Origin of the sequence: Amycolatopsis sp. NPDC005961, from assembly GCF_040629235.1 — a bacterium.
In the GTDB taxonomy this organism is placed as follows: Bacteria; Actinomycetota; Actinomycetes; order Mycobacteriales; family Pseudonocardiaceae; genus Amycolatopsis; species Amycolatopsis camponoti.
This window is the reverse complement of record NZ_JBEXVF010000006.1, coordinates 152,599-166,829: the sequence shown is the minus strand read 5'-3', so window position 1 is coordinate 166,829 and position 14,231 is coordinate 152,599. Positions and strand designations below refer to the sequence as shown.

Genomic DNA, 14,231 nt, shown 5'->3' with positions numbered 1-14,231 from the left:
GAGAAACGACCCGAAGGAGCCGGGTATGGGTCCACTGCCGCACGACCTCCGGCCGCTCATGGTGTTCGGCGCGTGCCGAGACCACACGGGGGTGGTCGACCAGGGTGACCTGCTGGCCGCGGTCGAACTGCAGGCTCAGCTCGGCTCGGCCGTGCGGCTCGTCGAGGCCGGCGCGCTCACCGAAGACGAGATCCGCGAAGACCTCATCCTGATCGGCGGTAATTCCCTGACCGGCAGCGTCCTCGAGCGGCTGGACGGCGTGCTCTCGCTCGGGTTCGCCGAGAACGGCTCCTCCGTCTACGACCGCAAGTCCGGCTTCGCGGCCTCGCCACGCTACGACGACGCCGGCGAACCGCGCGTCGACTACGGGCTGGTCATCCGCGCCGCGAACCCCTTCGCCCCGGAAACCGCGGAGGTCGTGGTCGTCGCGGGGTGCGGGAGCCACGGGACCGCCGCCGCGGCCGAGGCGTTCGACCAGGCCGAAGCCCTCGGCGGGTACCGGCACTTCGAGGCGCTCGTCGAGACGACCGTCTTCCGCGGCTCCCACCGCGACACGTTCGTCCGGGAAGCCCGCGGGATCGCGTGACCAGGCCCGGGCCTCCGTGGGAAGCCCGGGCCTGAGGGTCACTTCTGCAGGTCGTACACCGTCTGGCCGTCGACCGTGGTGGCGGTGAAGTTCGCCGTCACCCACGAGGTGATCTCCGACGAGCCGCCGCCGGGCCCGCCGCCGCGGCCGCCGTCGACGTAGTACTCGATCTCGCCCGCCGCGACGTACGCCTTGAACTCGTCCAGCGTCGGTGCCGGGTCGGAGCCGCTCCAGCCGCCGATGCCGATCACCGCCTTGCCGCTCGCCAGTTCCAGCGACGCCGCGCTCTGCGAGCCCGTCGTCGCCGCGGCCCACTTCGTCGTCGTCTTCGCCAGCAGCTCGCCGACCGCGCTCGACGCCGAGTCGTCGCCGAAGCCGCCACCCATGCCGCCGCCCATCGCGCTCGACGTCGGTCCCGAGGTCGGGATCGAGCCGCTGTGCGCGACCGACGCCGTCTCGACGCCGTACGCCGCGGTCGACACGCCGAGCGTCAGTACCACCGCGGCCGCGACGATCGTGGCCGCCTTGCGTACGGTGGGCACGCCCATGACCAGCACGGTCCCGGCCAGGACGCCGAGCACGGCCACGATCCAGCGCAGCGCCGGGAACCAGTCCGGCGTCCGGTCGAGCAGGATGAACGACCAGACCGCCGTCGCGACGACCATCCCGGCGAGCGTCGCCCGCGGGCCCAGGTTGTCCCGGCCCTGCCACAGCGCGCGGCCGGAAATCGCGACCAGCGCGGCGATCGCCGGGGCGAGCGCGACCGAGTAGTACGGGTGCACGATGCCGCTCATGTAGCTGAACACCACCGCGGTCACGACCAGCCAGCCGCCCCACAGGACCAGCGCCAGGCGCGTCCGGTCGGTGCGCGGCGCGCGGCGGGTGAACCACAGCCCGGCCACCAGCCCGATCAGCGCGGCGGGCAGCAGCCACGAGATCTCCGTGCCGAAGCTCGACCCGAACATCCGGAAGAGACCCGACGAGCCGCCGAAGCCGGTGTTCCCGCCGCCCATGCCGCCACCGGGGCCGCCGCCTTCGCCGCCACCGAAGATGCGTGACAAACCGTTGTAGCCCAACGCGAGTTCGAGCAGGCTGTCCCCTTCGGACCCGCCGATGTAGGGCCGCGACGCCGTCGGCCAGAGGTCGACCAGCGCGATGTACCAGCCCGCCGAGACGACCAGCGCGACGACCGCGCCGCCGAGGTGCAGCAGCCGCTTGGGCAGCGACGTCGGCGCCGCGATCAGGTACACCAGCCCGAACGCCGGCAGCACCAGGAACGCCTGCATCATCTTCGTGAGGAAGCCGAACCCGATCGCGACGCCCGCCAGCGCGAGCCAGCCGGGCGACGCCTTTTCCGTGGCCCGCACGACGAAGTAGGCGCCGGCGACCATGAGCAGCACGAGCAGCGCGTCCGGGTTGTTGAACCGGAACATCAGTGCGGCGACCGGGGTCAGGGCCAGCACCGCACCGGCCATCAGCCCGGCGGCCGGACCCGAAGTCCGTTTCACCGCAAGGTAAAGGATCCCGACGGAAGCGACGCCCATCAGCGCTTGCGGAGCCAGCACGGTGAAGCTGGAGAACCCGAAGATCCGCGCGAAGGCCGTGGCGACCCACAGCGCCGCCGGCGGCTTGTCGACGGTCAGCACGTTGCCCGAGTCGAGCGACCCGAACAGCCAGGCCTTCCAGTCCTGCGTCCCGGACTGCACGGCGGCGGCGTAGAACGAGTTGCCGTAGCCGGACGCGGTCAGGTTCCAGAAGTACAGCACCGCGGTCGCGGCCAGCAGCGCGATCACCGACGGGCGGACCCAGCGTGGTGGCGGGTGTGCGTCGGATTCCTTGCGGTGACGCGGGTCCTGCGCCACGGGGTCGGAAAGGACGGCGGTCATCAGTACTCCTTCTGGGTGGCGGCCTGGCGGCGCGGGTTGAACACCCAGCCGCGCAGGAGCAGGAACCGGAGGACCGTCGCGGCGAGGTTCGCCAGCACGAGCACGGTGATCTCCAGGACGAGGCCGGGGGTGGTGGATCCGTTGAGCAGGGCCAGCGACCCGCTCGTCAGGGCGAGCCCGAGGCCGAACACGATCAGCCCTTCGAACTGGTGGCGCCCGGCACCGGCGCGCCCGCGGATGCCGAACGTGAGCCGCCGGTTCAGCGCGGTGTTCCCGATCGCGGTGACGAGCAGCGCGGCGAAGTTCGCCGGCTGCGCGCCGACGGCCGTCCGCAGCAGCAGGAACAGCACGAGGTAGGCCAGCGTGCTGCTGACACCGATGGCGGCGAACCGCACGAGCTGCGTCACCAGCCGCGGCGGCACGCCCGGCGCGTCGACGCCGATCGGCTGCCGGCCGAGCTGTTCGCGCAGCCGGCTGATCGGGATCTCGCCGGTGAAGGTGGCCTTGGTGACGCGCGCGATGCCCTTGAGGTCCTCGGTGGCGGTCCTGACGATGTTGACCGACGAGTCGGGGTCGTCGACCCAGTCGACGGGCACCTCGTGGATCCGCAGCCCGGCGCGTTGCGCGAGGACGAGCAGCTCGGTGTCGAAGAACCAGCCGGTGTCCTCGACGTGGGGGAGCAGCTCACGCGCGACGTCGGCGCGGATGGCCTTGAAGCCGCACTGCGCGTCGCTGAACTTCGCGGCGAGCGTCGAGCGCAGGATCAGGTTGTAGGCCCGGGAGATGAACTCCCGCTTCGGCCCCCGCACGACGCGCGCGCCCCGGGCGAGCCGGCTGCCGATGGCGAGATCGGAGTGCCCGGAGAGAAGAGGGGCGACGAGCGGCCCGAGCGCGGCGAGATCGGTGGAGAGGTCGACGTCCATGTAGGCGAGGACGGCGGCGTCGGAGGCCCGCCAGACGGCGTTGAGCGCGCGGCCGCGGCCTTTCTCGTCGAGGTGGTGGACGGCCACCTCGGGGAACTCCCGGGCGAGTCTTTCGGCCACCCGCAGCGTCCCATCGGTGCTCGCGTTGTCGGCGACGGTGATCCGGTAGGGGTAGGAGACGTGCGCGGCCAGGTGCGCGTGCAGCCGTCGGATGCACGGTTCGAGGTCGGCCTCTTCGTTGTAGACCGGGATGACGACGTCGAGAACGGGCTGCGGACCGGCCAGATCGACCGGGACGGTCCCGGGCCTTGCTGCGGAGGCGGTGGCTGTCATGGGTACCACGGTCGCGGGCCCCGCTTTGGTGACGGTGTGATCGCCCTGTGCGGTTGCTGTGCGCCGCACCCGGCGTGTCGGAAGACGTCGCGCTGCCGCAGCCGGACGTGCGGGTCACGTTCAAGCACTTCACGTCCGCCCGGGTGCTCCAGGCATTGGCCGAGGCACCGCAGGTGCCGGCAGCGGGACCAGGGCGGTGGCGATCTTCCCAACCCCATCAGCCGCAGAACAGAGCTCCAGCACGATGACTGATCCACCCCGTAGCGCCGGCAACTGCGACGTTCCGCATGAACGCGATCCCGCTTTGGTGATCGCCCTGTGCGGTTGCTGTGCGCCGCACCCGGCGCCCACCTGGTGGACGCCGGGCGCGGGGTCAGCTGTGCGCCCGGAGCGGGACGACCTCGCCCGGCGACGCCGCGCGTCCCGGCTCACGCCGGATCGCCGTCGTGCAGATCGTCAGCGTGATCAGGGCCGCGTACTTCGGGTGGCGGTCGACGTAGACCTCCGTCGCGAAGCACGCCGCCGCCAGTGCCGCGCGGCCCGCGTGGATCTGCTCGAACCCGATGCCCGCCGGGCAGAACAGCCAGACCATGACGTCGCCGTCCACCGGGCGGGTCCAGAGGATCGCCGGGCGGCGGCCGTCCACCGTGCAGATGCGCGCGCCCGCGAAACCCGTGCGCAGGCGGTGCTGCACGACGATCGCGCGCAGCCGGCCGCGGACGTGGCGGCGGGCCGCGCGCCAGTAGAAGACCCAGTTGAACGCCACCACCAGGGCGACCAGGGACCAGATCAGACCCAGCGCGAGGAAGGCGTTGACCAGTGCGTAGGGCAGGAGCGTCACGGCGAGGATCTCGTAACGCCAGTGGTAGAGCCGCAGGACCGGGTTGGGCCGCTTGACGTGGGTCAGCTGCCGGGCCAGTTCGGTGGCGTGGTGGTCGCGGTTCATGGCCGTGCTCCTTTCCCTCCCTCGGCGGCCGCGACCGCGGGCGCCGAGCGGACGACTCCGGTGCCGGCGCAGGCCGGGCAGGCCGCGCCGTCGGTGCGGGTGAGCCCGTGGCCGCCGCAGGAACCGCAGGCGTGCACGGTGTCCCACCGGGGGTCGCGGTACACGCGGGTGCCTCGGGCCCCGCGCCGGACTTCCCAGCCGCGCTCGGTGGCGCGGGCGTCTTCTTCGGCGGCGAACAGCCACTCGCCGAGGCGGAGCACCAGCCGGTCGAACCAACCGGGCTCGCGGGACGTAGGTAGGTTGTGGTCTTTCATCGTGACACCCCCGGCGACTCCGCACGGACTCGGACGGGCAGCCCGGCAAGGGCGCCCACGGGCGGCTCGGGGAGGCCGCCGGGCACTTTGCGTAGTGCCCCAGCTGCGCGTGGTCGCGGCCATTGCGACGAACAGGGGGGCCGCGAGCAGGGGTTTCAACCCGTTCGGGCGAGTCGACCCCAGTCCGCACCAACAAAGAGTCGCCGGTGGGATAGAGTGCGCTCTGTGTCCACATTCTGTCACCTCCCTACCCTCGCCTACTGGTGTAGGTAAGCCTGATGTCGCAGGCTTACCTACATTCTACGTCGGCCGGGGCCCGGTCGATAGGTACTGATGTGGTAACGGCCGAGGGCGTGGGCGCCGAACTGCGCCGGCTGCGCAAGGCCGCCGGGCAGACGCAGGCGGACGTGGCCCGGATCGTCGGCGTGAGCCGCGCGAACCTGACCCAGTGGGAGACCGGGCGCTACCTGCCGTCGGCGGAGAACGCCCGGCTGCTCGACGATCACTTCCGGGCGGCGAATGCCCTGGTGGAGATGGCCGAAGCGGCCCGCTCGCCCGGGCCGGTGACCGCCGGGGTCCTGACCACCGGAGGCTCCCTGCTGGAGGTCTTCCGCCGGGCCGGCGGAAGCCTGGCCGAGGAGCTGATCCGCGACGGCGACGGCCGCCCGGTCGGCTGGCGCCACAACCTCCAGAAGCGGGGCGCGCACACGACGCTCGCCACCGCCTACGGGATCTCGGCCATGAGCGTGGTAGGCGAGCCCTACATCGACCTACATGCGCTCGTCGAGGACCTCTACGCGAAGCGTTCCGAGTTCGGCTGGCAGGGCCGGTCGGGCGGCCGCCGCCCCGAGGTCACCGCGGCCGTCGTGGGCGCGCTGTTCCAGGCCAGCACCATCCTCCCGGCCGAGGAGGGGCTGGCCCACCTCGAGCACTCGCTCGACGACCGCAGCCGGACGCGGCCGTTCCTGCTCTCGGCCGCGCTGCGCACTTCGGTCCGGCTCTCGCCCGACGCCCCCCTGACCCGGCGCCTGACGGACGACCTCCTCGCGGCCCGGCTCGACTTCGACGGCGTCCCGCTCTGGGGCGAGAAGAAGGAAGAGGGGCTGGTCGCGCCGGAGCCGTCCACCGCGCACACGGCGCGGGCGGTGGTGTCCCTGCGCGAACTGCTGCGCTCCGGGCACGGCAGCGCCGAAGTCTCCGACGCCGTCGAGGTCGGCACCCGCTGGCTCGTCGAGCGGATCCACCCGGACGACGGCGTTTCGGAAGATCTCGCCCTTCCGCAGCCCGGTGGGCTCCCGGACGTGCGGATCACGATCAAGCACTTCACTTCCGCCTGGGTCCTCCAGGCGCTGGCCGAGGCGCCACAAGTGCCGGTGGCCAGGTTGAGCCGCGCGCTCAATTCCTTGTGGGAACGCTACGAACCCGGACGCGGCCTGTGGGCTTGGGGCAGCGGCGATCTTCCCATCTGGATGACCCTGGACGCCGTGACGGCCTTGCGCGCGATCGCGCTGGCCTTCCCGGCGCCGCAGTTCCTGCCCCCCGCAGCAGCCGCAGAATAGAGAAGCCCGCACGATGAGCACGACACCTCCGGTGGTCAACGGCGATCACCCGTTCCCGCGGCAGCTCGCGGAAGCGTTGCGCGGCAACGGTTCCCGGCCCGGCCTGGATCAGCTCCGGGCAACGGCGGAGTACATCCGCGCCCACCGCGGCGCGTTCGCCGACTGGCTGCGCGACCTGGCGGCCGACGCCCCGGCCGTCGCCGAGATCGCGAAACGCTCGTACTGGCACCCCAACGGCTTCGCGAAGATCGTCCTCCACACGGGTGTCGAACCCGAGTTCCGCGTCCGCCTCCACGTCTGGCCGGAAAGCGAGACCGTCTCCCGCGGCGAGTCCAACCCGCACAGCCACCGCTGGGAGTTCGCCTCCCACGTGCTCGCCGGCACCGGCATGCACATGGTCGAGTTCACCGAGACCGCCGAGCGGGGCAAGCCGTTCCGGCGGTTCCGCTACGGCGCCGACCCCGCGAACCCGGCCGCACTGGTGTCCGACGGCGAGGTACGGCTCAAACGCCGTGCGGTGCCCCACGTCCAGGGCGGCGACGTCTACACGTGCGACACCGCGGTCGTCCACACGGTGCGGCCGATCGACGCCGGGCTGACCGCGACGGTCGTCGTCCAAGGTCCCCGCCGGACGCCCACCACGGTCGTCTACTGCGAGCCGGGGGAGAGCGACGACCAGCCGAACTTCGACCTCACCGAAGAAGACTTCGAGGAACTCGTGATCGCGGTACTGGCGAACCTGGACAGCGGGGTCGCACCATGATGCTCGTGAAGCGGGACCGCAACGGCGTGCTGACCGACCGGGGCATCCGGCGGGCCCACGCGACCGGCGAGCTGCGGGTGGACCCGTTCGACGCCGCGCTCGTGCGGCCGGCCGCGCTCAGCCTGCGGCTCGGTCACGAGGCGTTCAGCCTCGTGACCCGCGGGCCGGTCGACGTCGCGGACCGGTCGACCCACCCCAATCTGGTCCCGAAGGCGCTGGACGCGAGCGGCCGGCTGGCCATCGACCCCGGCGAGGTCGTGCTCGCGCCGACGCTCGAGAAGATCGGCCTGTCCGAGAACCTCGCCGGTCTCGTCGACGGCACCAGCGACTACGCGCGGCTCGGGATCGGCGTGGTCCTGTGCGGGCAGGTCAGCCCGGGCTTCGGCCGGGACGGCGGCGCCGTGCTCACCCTGGAGATCGTCAACCACCTCCGGCACCCGGTGCTGGTGTACCCCGGCGCCCGGATCTGCAACTTGATGCTGTTCGCTTCGACCGGGAGCGAGCGGCCCTACGGCACCATGCCGCACAACTACTCGAGCGACCACGTGGTCGTCGCGTCCCGATTGGCGGATCATGTCCGGCACTGAACTTCGCCTCGGCGACCTGGGCGAGCGGGGCATCCAGGAAAAAGTCCTGCGGCCGCGGTACGGAAGCACCGAAGGCTTCGGCGACGACAGCGCGTTCCTGGCCAAGGTGGACCGGCCGAGCGAGCTCGTCGCGACGACGGACAGCTGCCCGACCCCCGTCGTCGACCTGCTGCGCGAACCCGACCTGTACCACGCGGGCTGGCTGCTCGCGACGATCAACCTGTCCGATCTGGCCGCCGCCGGGGCCGAGCCGCTGGGTCTCGTCGTCAACTACACGCTGCCCAAGACGACCACGGTCGTGGCGTTCGAGCGGCTGCTCGACGGTGTCGACGACTGTTGCCGCGCGCACGGGACGAAGGTCGCCGGCGGCGACCTCCGCGACGGCTCCCCGCAGCTCACCGCGACGGCCATCGGGCGCTGTGCTCCGGGTAGCAGGCTGCGGCGTTCCGGTGCGAAGGCCGGCGACCACTTGATGCTGGTCGGTTCCCCCGGCTACCTCTGGGCCGCGGCGCTGCTCGAGACCGGGCGGGCGACGCTCCCGAAGGCGGCTCGCGACGAGATATGGGACCGTGCCTGCCGCCCGACGGCTCAGCTGAAGGCGGGTCGGACGCTGGCCGAAGCCGGGCACGTGCGGACGGCGATGGACGTCTCCGACGGCCTGTTCGCCACGGTCCGCACGCTCTGCGAGGCGAACGGCCTCGGCGCTGTGGTCACCGGCGAGTTCGCTCTCGACGAGCCCGTGGCCGCGGTCGCCGCCCAGTGCGGAGTGCGGGCGTTCGACCTCGCCGAAACCTGGGGTGACTGGGGTCTGGTCGTGGTGGCCGAGGACGCCGGTCAGGTCCGGAAAACGCTGGCCGAAGAAGACATCCCGGTGCAGGAGATCGGGACGCTCACCGCGGACACCGCGATCACGAAGGGAACCGCTCCCTGGCAGGGGATCGCCCAGGAGCGGTTCTCGACGAGCTCGTGGCACGGCGGTGAACTGTCCACTTTGGTCACCGAGGTGCTGGGCGTCTAGCTGTGCGCCCGCAGCGGAACCACGTTGCTGGGCAGGACCGCCCGCTCACGCGGGGCCTCGGTCGGGCTGATCGTCAGCGTCACGAGGCTCGCGTACCTCGGGTGGCGGTCGACGTACACCTCCGGGACCGCGCACGCCGCCGCGAGGACCATCCGGTTGCGGTGCAGGTGTTCGAACGCTTCGCGGCCGAACAGCGACACCACGACGTCGCCGCCGCGGGGACGGGACCACAGGATCGCCGGGAGGCGGCCGCCGGGCAGGCGCAGCAACGGGAACGCCGCGCGCAGGCGGTGCTGCAGCCGGACCGCCTGGATCCGGGTCCGCACCTGGCGGCGGCGCAGCAGCGCCCACCCGAGCGCGGTGACGAAGACCGCCGACGCCCACAGCGGGCCGGCCCACATCGCGAACGTCACCAGGGCGTACGGGAGCAGCGTCATCGCCAGGATCTCCCACCGCCAGTGGTAGAGCCGGGCCGCGAACGACGCTTGCCTGCTGGTCATTTCGGTGTTCCTTCCGGTCAGCCGGCGGCGCAGCAGGCCGCCGAGGTGGCGCGAGAGACGTCCGGCGGCGATGCCGAGCACGAGCGCGGCGACGATCACCGGCCCCGACGTCATGTCGGGATCCTGGTCTTGGGGGTGGGCTCGGGCCGGGTGTCGCGGTCCCGGCCGAGCTTGTAGGTCCAGCGCCACCCCGCCCAGATCGCGACGACGGATCCCAGCAGGACCAGCACGAAGGCCTGGCCCACGAGCCCGTCGAGCGACGCGAGCCGCAGCAGCACCAGCAGTGCCCAGATCTGCGTGGCGGTGAACGGGATGACGAGCCCGGCCGCGTAGACGCCCCGGCGCCAGCGGCTCTGGCCCGATGCGGTGGTGTAGGGGTCCATGAGTGCCCTCCTCTGCCCGTGGATCCAGGAAACCTCCGGCTCGCCGCACCTTCTGTGTCAGCTGACACAGAAGGCGGGATTCAGCTCGCCAGTCGTCGAAGTTCAGCCAGGCGGTGGATCGTCACCTGTCTTCTGCCGGTGCTGATGACGCCTTGCCGCCTCAGGTCGCGCGTCGCGCGCGCCCAGGATTCGCGGGAGATCGCCGCGGTCATCGCCAGTTCGGCCTGGGTGGCGGGGACGGCGATCCGGATGTCCGTCCCGTGCGCGATACCGTGCTGGACGGCCAGTTGCATCAGCTGCGCGGCCACCCGCCGCGCGGCGGCGCCGCCCCCGACCTCCAGCCACTGCCGGCCGACCGACCGCAGCCGCGTCGACAGCACGAGCAGCAACGCCCACGAGATCCGCGACCGCGTCCGGCACAGGGCGGCGAAGCGGTCGCCCGCCACCTCCAGCACCTCGACGTCGTCGAGAGCTTCGACGGTCGCCGAGCGTGGCTGGGCGTCGATGGCGGCCAGTTCGCCGACGACGTCACCCTGGCCGCGCACCCCGACGACGACCTCGCGCCCGTCCGGCGTCCCGTGCACGATCCGCACGTGCCCGGCGATCACGACCAGCACGACGCTGGAGCGGTCGCCTTCCCGGCAGAGGGTCCCGCCGCGCGGATAGCTGCGCCGCGTGCCGGAGCCCGCCAGGACCTTGCGATCGGCCGGGGCCAGGTCGGCCCAGAATCCCGTCGGTTCCACGTCCCCCACCTCGCTTCCGGTCCTTAAGCGGTCAGCCCCTCTTGCGGTGCGCCGGCTTCAGGCGTGTAAAGCCAGCCGCGGAGCCGTTCTTCGCCGAGCTTGATGTGGACGGCCTTGGTGAAGGCGGCGTGGTCGATGCCCGGATAGCCGTGCCGCACGACGGCGCGGTGGATCTCTTGCGAGACGGCCAACGCGAGCGGCCCGGCGGTTTCCTTCAGCTGCCGCTTCAGCTCGGGGGCATCGACGAGACGGCAGGCGATGTCGACGTCCTCGCCGTACGGCCCACGGCTGTCCCGGTGCACCTCACCGGCGTGCACGGCGACGCGCAGCCGGAAGGCGAGGTCGGGGGCGTTGCGGGCGTGCTTGTCCAGCAGGTCGGTGAGAGCCGGGACGAAGGTGGCGAGCAGCAGCGTCTTGGGCACCTGGTCGAAGGGCCGCACGAGACACAGCGCGCCGTCCCCGCGGTCCACGAAGGGTTCGCGGTGCTTCCGGCCGATCCCACCGGCGGTGAAGGCTTCGTCGAGCAGCTGGAAGAGGACATTCCGGAGCAGGGCTCGCACCGAGTTGGTGTGCTTGGTCGACCCCTCGATGTCGACCGCCACGATGGCCCGGTGCCGGGGTATGTCTGCTGGAGTACTCATGGCCCGCTCCTGCCTTCAGGTATGAACTGAAGTTCAGTCAAGTTCACTGTAACGGGTGGAGTACCCTGGAACAACGGGCTTGAATCGGCGTTACCCGTTTGGTGCGAGGGAGTTTGGGTAGACGTAACGTTTCAGTCCCGGCTTCGGCAGGTCGCCGACCGTGCCTTTAGATCTCAGGAGTACTATCAGGCCACTTTCCGCACTACTGAAATTTACTGAAGGGTGGCGAAGACTGTGTCCCCAGTCGCGCCGCGACATGCGCTCGCGAGCCGCCTGAAGGCGCTGCGGGAGGAGTTGTGGCCCGAAGCCGGGCTCACCCAGGCCCAGCTGGCCGAGGCGTTGGGCGGTGTGAGCGTTTCGCTCATCTCGTCGTGGGAGAACCCCGACAAGCCGGTCCGCCCGCCGGTCAAGCGGCTCGAGGCGTACGCAACGCTCTTCGCGACGCCCCGCTCTCTTGACGACGGCACTCTCCGGGCTCTCCCACTCGAGGAACTGACGGACGAAGAGCACCTCCGGCGCAAGGGACTCCTGGAGGAGCTGCTGCGGCTCCGCGAAGGCAAAGAGGTCGCCCGGTCGGCCGTGGCCGACGTATGGACCTTCCCCGAAGGGGAGGACGTCACCATCGTGTGCGCCGAACTGCCTCGTGAGCTGCGTGATCACCTGAGTTACGCGGACCCGGACAGTGCCGACTTCGTGACTCTCTACACTTACGCCGACCCGGACGCGTTGATCGAGCTCTACGGACACATCCGGGCACGCAACCCCGAAAACGACGTCAGCTTCCACACGACCGAGGAGCTGACACCCGACGACTACACGACCCACCTCGTACTCCTGGGTGGCGTCGACTGGAACACCGTCACCGCCGCCGTGATCGAGCGGGTGGAGCTGCCGGTGGAACAGGTAGTTCGCGCCGACGACGCGCCGACCAGCGAACCTGGCGGCTTCCGAGTGCAGCGTGACAGCGGGACCGAGCTCTTCCCGCCCCTCCTGGACAGCGAAGGTCACCTGTTGGAAGACGTGGCACATTTCTACCGGGGTGTAAGTCCTTTCAACCGAAAGCGCTCCGTGACCGTATGCAATGGTATGTACGGTCGTGGCACCCTCGGCGCGGTCCGCGCCCTCACCGACCGCCGGTTCCGTGATCGCAACAGCGAGTACCTGCGAAAGCGGTTCGCCGGCGTGGAGTCCTACAGCATCATCAGCCGGGTTCCGGTGCTGGCCGGCGTCGGCCTGACCCCGGACTGGACCCTGCCGGAGAACCGCTTGCACGAGTGGCCCGAGGCCCCGTGAACGCACGGCAGCACACATCGCACCAGGGCCTGCTGGCCCACTTCGAAGCTCGTCACGCGAGCGGGACGCTGGACGCGATCATCGTGCCCAACGGCCGGCCGCCCCGATATCTGGCGCAGGCGATAGCCGCGGCCAGGGAGCACGACGCCTTGCTGGTCGTGCTGTGCAGCGTGCTGGCCGACGTGGAGGGTGCCGTCGCCGCGGCGACCGCTGCCGGAGCGAGGATGGTCGCGATCGACATCGTCCAGGCGCCTCCCGGTCTCCTGCCCGAGCTGGCCACCGACAAGCTGATCCGCTCCAGCAGGTACAACCGCAATACCGACACCGGCCTCAAGCGGAATCTCGGTCTGCTGATCGCCGAACTTGCGGGCTGGGAACGGATCTTCTTCCTTGACGACGACATCGTGCTGCCCGACCCGGCGGATCTCGCCGCGGCGGCCGGTCTGCTCGATACGTTCCCGGTCGTCGGCCTGGCGAACGAGGGCATGCCCGACAATTCCGTCGTGTGCCACGCACTGCGTGACGTGGGCGTCGAACAAGACACGTTCATCGGCGGCGGTGCGCTCGCGGTCGGCAAGGCCGCGTTCGAGTCCTTCTTCCCGGACATCTACAACGAAGACTGGTTCTTCGTGATGGAGTGGGTACGGCTCCGCCGTGCCGCGGTCACCGGGAGAGCGCGGCAACGACGCTACGACCCTTACCAGAGCGTGTTGCGTGCCCGCGGCGAGGAACTGGGAGACACGCTCGCCGAAGGGATCTTCGGTCTGCTGGACAGCGGGCGCCCGCTGTCGGACGCCAGCGACGGGTACTGGGACGAGTTCCTCCACGACCGGCGGCGCATCATCCGTGACGCGATCAAGCGGGTGCGTGACTCGTCGATCGAATCGACCCGGAAGATGCAGATGGTCGAAGCCCTCCACGCTGGTTTCCAACGCAGCCAGGCGATCCGGCCGGAGTTCTGCGAGCGCTACCTCCGCGCCTGGCAGGCGGACTGCGCGCGCTGGCGGGCCCACGTCGATGAGCTACGGCGCGGCCACCGCGGTTCGGGTGCCGAAAAGGCGCTCGTGACCCTGGGGATCAGCCACCTGGCGCGCTGGAGCCCGGAGGCTATCGGTGGGACGCCCCGATCCACGACGTCGTTCGCTGTGCCGGCGTGATCACGGCAAGGTCTTTGACCAGGACGTAGCAGCGTTCCGGGACTTCGAGGACCCCACCGTTCCGCAAGGTCACCTGCGCGTAGCAAGTGACCGTGCCGTGCCCCCAGTCCTGGTAGCCGAGCTTGTCGTACAACTGCGCCGCGGCCGGGTTGTCCGTTCGGACCGCCAACGCGACCCGGTCGTGGCCGTGCTCGACGAGATGGTCCTCCACCTCCTCGACCAGGGCCGTGCCGACGCCGAGCCTGCGCAGCTCGGGGTGAACCTGCAGGTGCATGAGGAGCGGGACGCCCGGGAGGTGTGTCTGGATCGGGGCTTCCTCGGCCTTCACCAGCCACAGGTACACCGATCCGGCCGGTCGAGGGCCGAGCCAGGCGAAAAAGAGCACTCCCCGCTCTTTCCGCAGGCGAAGCCAACGATCATCGAAGAATCTGTCGTCGTCCAGGGCTGCGGCGAACAAATCCAGGTCTGCCGAGCGGGCCGGCCGCACGTAGGGCTCGGTCATCTGCAGAAACTCCGTCCGCCGGGGTACTTCCATAGTGCCGGAGGCGGCACGGAGTTGACCAGGTCATCCGGCCCTGACCCTGCTTTCGTCGGTGCTC

Annotated in this window: 16 protein-coding genes; 7 read left to right on the top strand and 9 right to left on the bottom strand. The window is 70.7% G+C overall.

Annotated elements, in window-relative coordinates:
* Window positions 1-25 precede the first annotated feature (25 nt).
* Window positions 26-586 carry a hypothetical protein gene (locus ABZ342_RS08140; RefSeq protein ID WP_360470105.1) on the top strand — a complete coding sequence of 187 codons (561 nt, stop codon included), beginning with the start codon at window positions 26-28 and terminating at the stop codon, window positions 584-586.
* 38 nt (window positions 587-624) lie between these two features.
* Here ABZ342_RS08140 and ABZ342_RS08135 read toward each other — a convergent pair whose 3' ends face one another.
* From ABZ342_RS08135 to ABZ342_RS08120, 4 genes are all read right to left on the bottom strand, one after another.
* On the bottom strand, window positions 625-2,472 hold the full coding sequence (locus tag ABZ342_RS08135; protein ID WP_360470102.1) for a glycosyltransferase family 39 protein: 1,848 nt from the start codon (window positions 2,470-2,472) through the stop codon (window positions 625-627).
* On the bottom strand, window positions 2,472-3,728 hold the full coding sequence (locus ABZ342_RS08130; RefSeq protein ID WP_360470099.1) for a bifunctional glycosyltransferase family 2/GtrA family protein: 1,257 nt from the start codon (window positions 3,726-3,728) through the stop codon (window positions 2,472-2,474). The genes ABZ342_RS08135 and ABZ342_RS08130 overlap by 1 nt, the downstream gene beginning before the upstream one ends.
* Window positions 3,729-4,101: 373 nt before the next feature.
* Window positions 4,102-4,674: a hypothetical protein gene (locus ABZ342_RS08125; RefSeq protein WP_360470096.1), complete on the bottom strand. Its 573-nt coding sequence runs from the start codon at window positions 4,672-4,674 to the stop codon at window positions 4,102-4,104.
* Window positions 4,671-4,988: a hypothetical protein gene (locus tag ABZ342_RS08120; protein ID WP_360470094.1), complete on the bottom strand. Its 318-nt coding sequence runs from the start codon at window positions 4,986-4,988 to the stop codon at window positions 4,671-4,673. The genes ABZ342_RS08125 and ABZ342_RS08120 overlap by 4 nt, the downstream gene beginning before the upstream one ends.
* Before the next feature lie 278 nt (window positions 4,989-5,266).
* Here ABZ342_RS08120 and ABZ342_RS08115 point away from each other — a divergent pair, with 278 nt between their 5' ends.
* The 4 genes from ABZ342_RS08115 to ABZ342_RS08100 are packed head-to-tail and all read left to right on the top strand — an operon-like array spanning window position 5,267 to window position 8,915.
* A complete protein-coding gene (locus ABZ342_RS08115; RefSeq protein WP_360470091.1) occupies window positions 5,267-6,547 on the top strand; it encodes a helix-turn-helix transcriptional regulator in 1,281 nt (426 codons plus the stop codon).
* Between the two features lie 13 nt (window positions 6,548-6,560).
* Entirely contained in the window at window positions 6,561-7,310 is a 750-nt protein-coding gene (locus ABZ342_RS08110) for a hypothetical protein (protein WP_360470088.1), read from the top strand.
* Window positions 7,307-7,897 carry a dCTP deaminase gene (gene dcd, locus ABZ342_RS08105; protein ID WP_360470086.1) on the top strand — a complete coding sequence of 197 codons (591 nt, stop codon included), beginning with the start codon at window positions 7,307-7,309 and terminating at the stop codon, window positions 7,895-7,897. The genes ABZ342_RS08110 and dcd overlap by 4 nt, the downstream gene beginning before the upstream one ends.
* Window positions 7,884-8,915 (top strand): thiamine-phosphate kinase, encoded by a 1,032-nt coding sequence (locus tag ABZ342_RS08100; RefSeq protein ID WP_360470084.1) that lies wholly within the window; start codon window positions 7,884-7,886, stop codon window positions 8,913-8,915. The genes dcd and ABZ342_RS08100 overlap by 14 nt, the downstream gene beginning before the upstream one ends.
* Here the strand turns inward: ABZ342_RS08100 and ABZ342_RS08095 are convergent.
* The 4 genes from ABZ342_RS08095 to ABZ342_RS08080 form a co-directional block, all read right to left on the bottom strand.
* A complete protein-coding gene (locus ABZ342_RS08095; protein ID WP_196425548.1) occupies window positions 8,912-9,529 on the bottom strand; it encodes a hypothetical protein in 618 nt (205 codons plus the stop codon). The genes ABZ342_RS08100 and ABZ342_RS08095 overlap by 4 nt on opposite strands.
* On the bottom strand, window positions 9,526-9,798 hold the full coding sequence (locus ABZ342_RS08090) for a hypothetical protein (protein ID WP_360470082.1): 273 nt from the start codon (window positions 9,796-9,798) through the stop codon (window positions 9,526-9,528). Before ABZ342_RS08090 ends, ABZ342_RS08095 begins: the two co-directional genes overlap by 4 nt.
* An 80-nt stretch (window positions 9,799-9,878) precedes the next feature.
* Window positions 9,879-10,541 (bottom strand): Crp/Fnr family transcriptional regulator, encoded by a 663-nt coding sequence (locus tag ABZ342_RS08085; RefSeq protein ID WP_360470080.1) that lies wholly within the window; start codon window positions 10,539-10,541, stop codon window positions 9,879-9,881.
* Between the two features lie 23 nt (window positions 10,542-10,564).
* On the bottom strand, window positions 10,565-11,182 hold the full coding sequence (locus ABZ342_RS08080) for a hypothetical protein (protein WP_155545627.1): 618 nt from the start codon (window positions 11,180-11,182) through the stop codon (window positions 10,565-10,567).
* Window positions 11,183-11,404: 222 nt separating this feature from the next.
* Here ABZ342_RS08080 and ABZ342_RS08075 point away from each other — a divergent pair, with 222 nt between their 5' ends.
* Both ABZ342_RS08075 and ABZ342_RS08070 read left to right on the top strand, forming a co-directional pair.
* Complete coding sequence (locus tag ABZ342_RS08075; RefSeq protein ID WP_360470077.1) at window positions 11,405-12,475, top strand: helix-turn-helix transcriptional regulator; 1,071 nt, start codon at window positions 11,405-11,407, stop codon at window positions 12,473-12,475.
* Complete coding sequence (locus ABZ342_RS08070; RefSeq protein WP_360470075.1) at window positions 12,472-13,632, top strand: hypothetical protein; 1,161 nt, start codon at window positions 12,472-12,474, stop codon at window positions 13,630-13,632. Before ABZ342_RS08075 ends, ABZ342_RS08070 begins: the two co-directional genes overlap by 4 nt.
* On the opposite strand, the gene ABZ342_RS08065 is transcribed toward ABZ342_RS08070, so the two are convergent.
* Window positions 13,583-14,134 (bottom strand): GNAT family N-acetyltransferase, encoded by a 552-nt coding sequence (locus tag ABZ342_RS08065; protein WP_155545630.1) that lies wholly within the window; start codon window positions 14,132-14,134, stop codon window positions 13,583-13,585. The genes ABZ342_RS08070 and ABZ342_RS08065 overlap by 50 nt on opposite strands.
* Window positions 14,135-14,231: the final 97 nt, after the last annotated feature.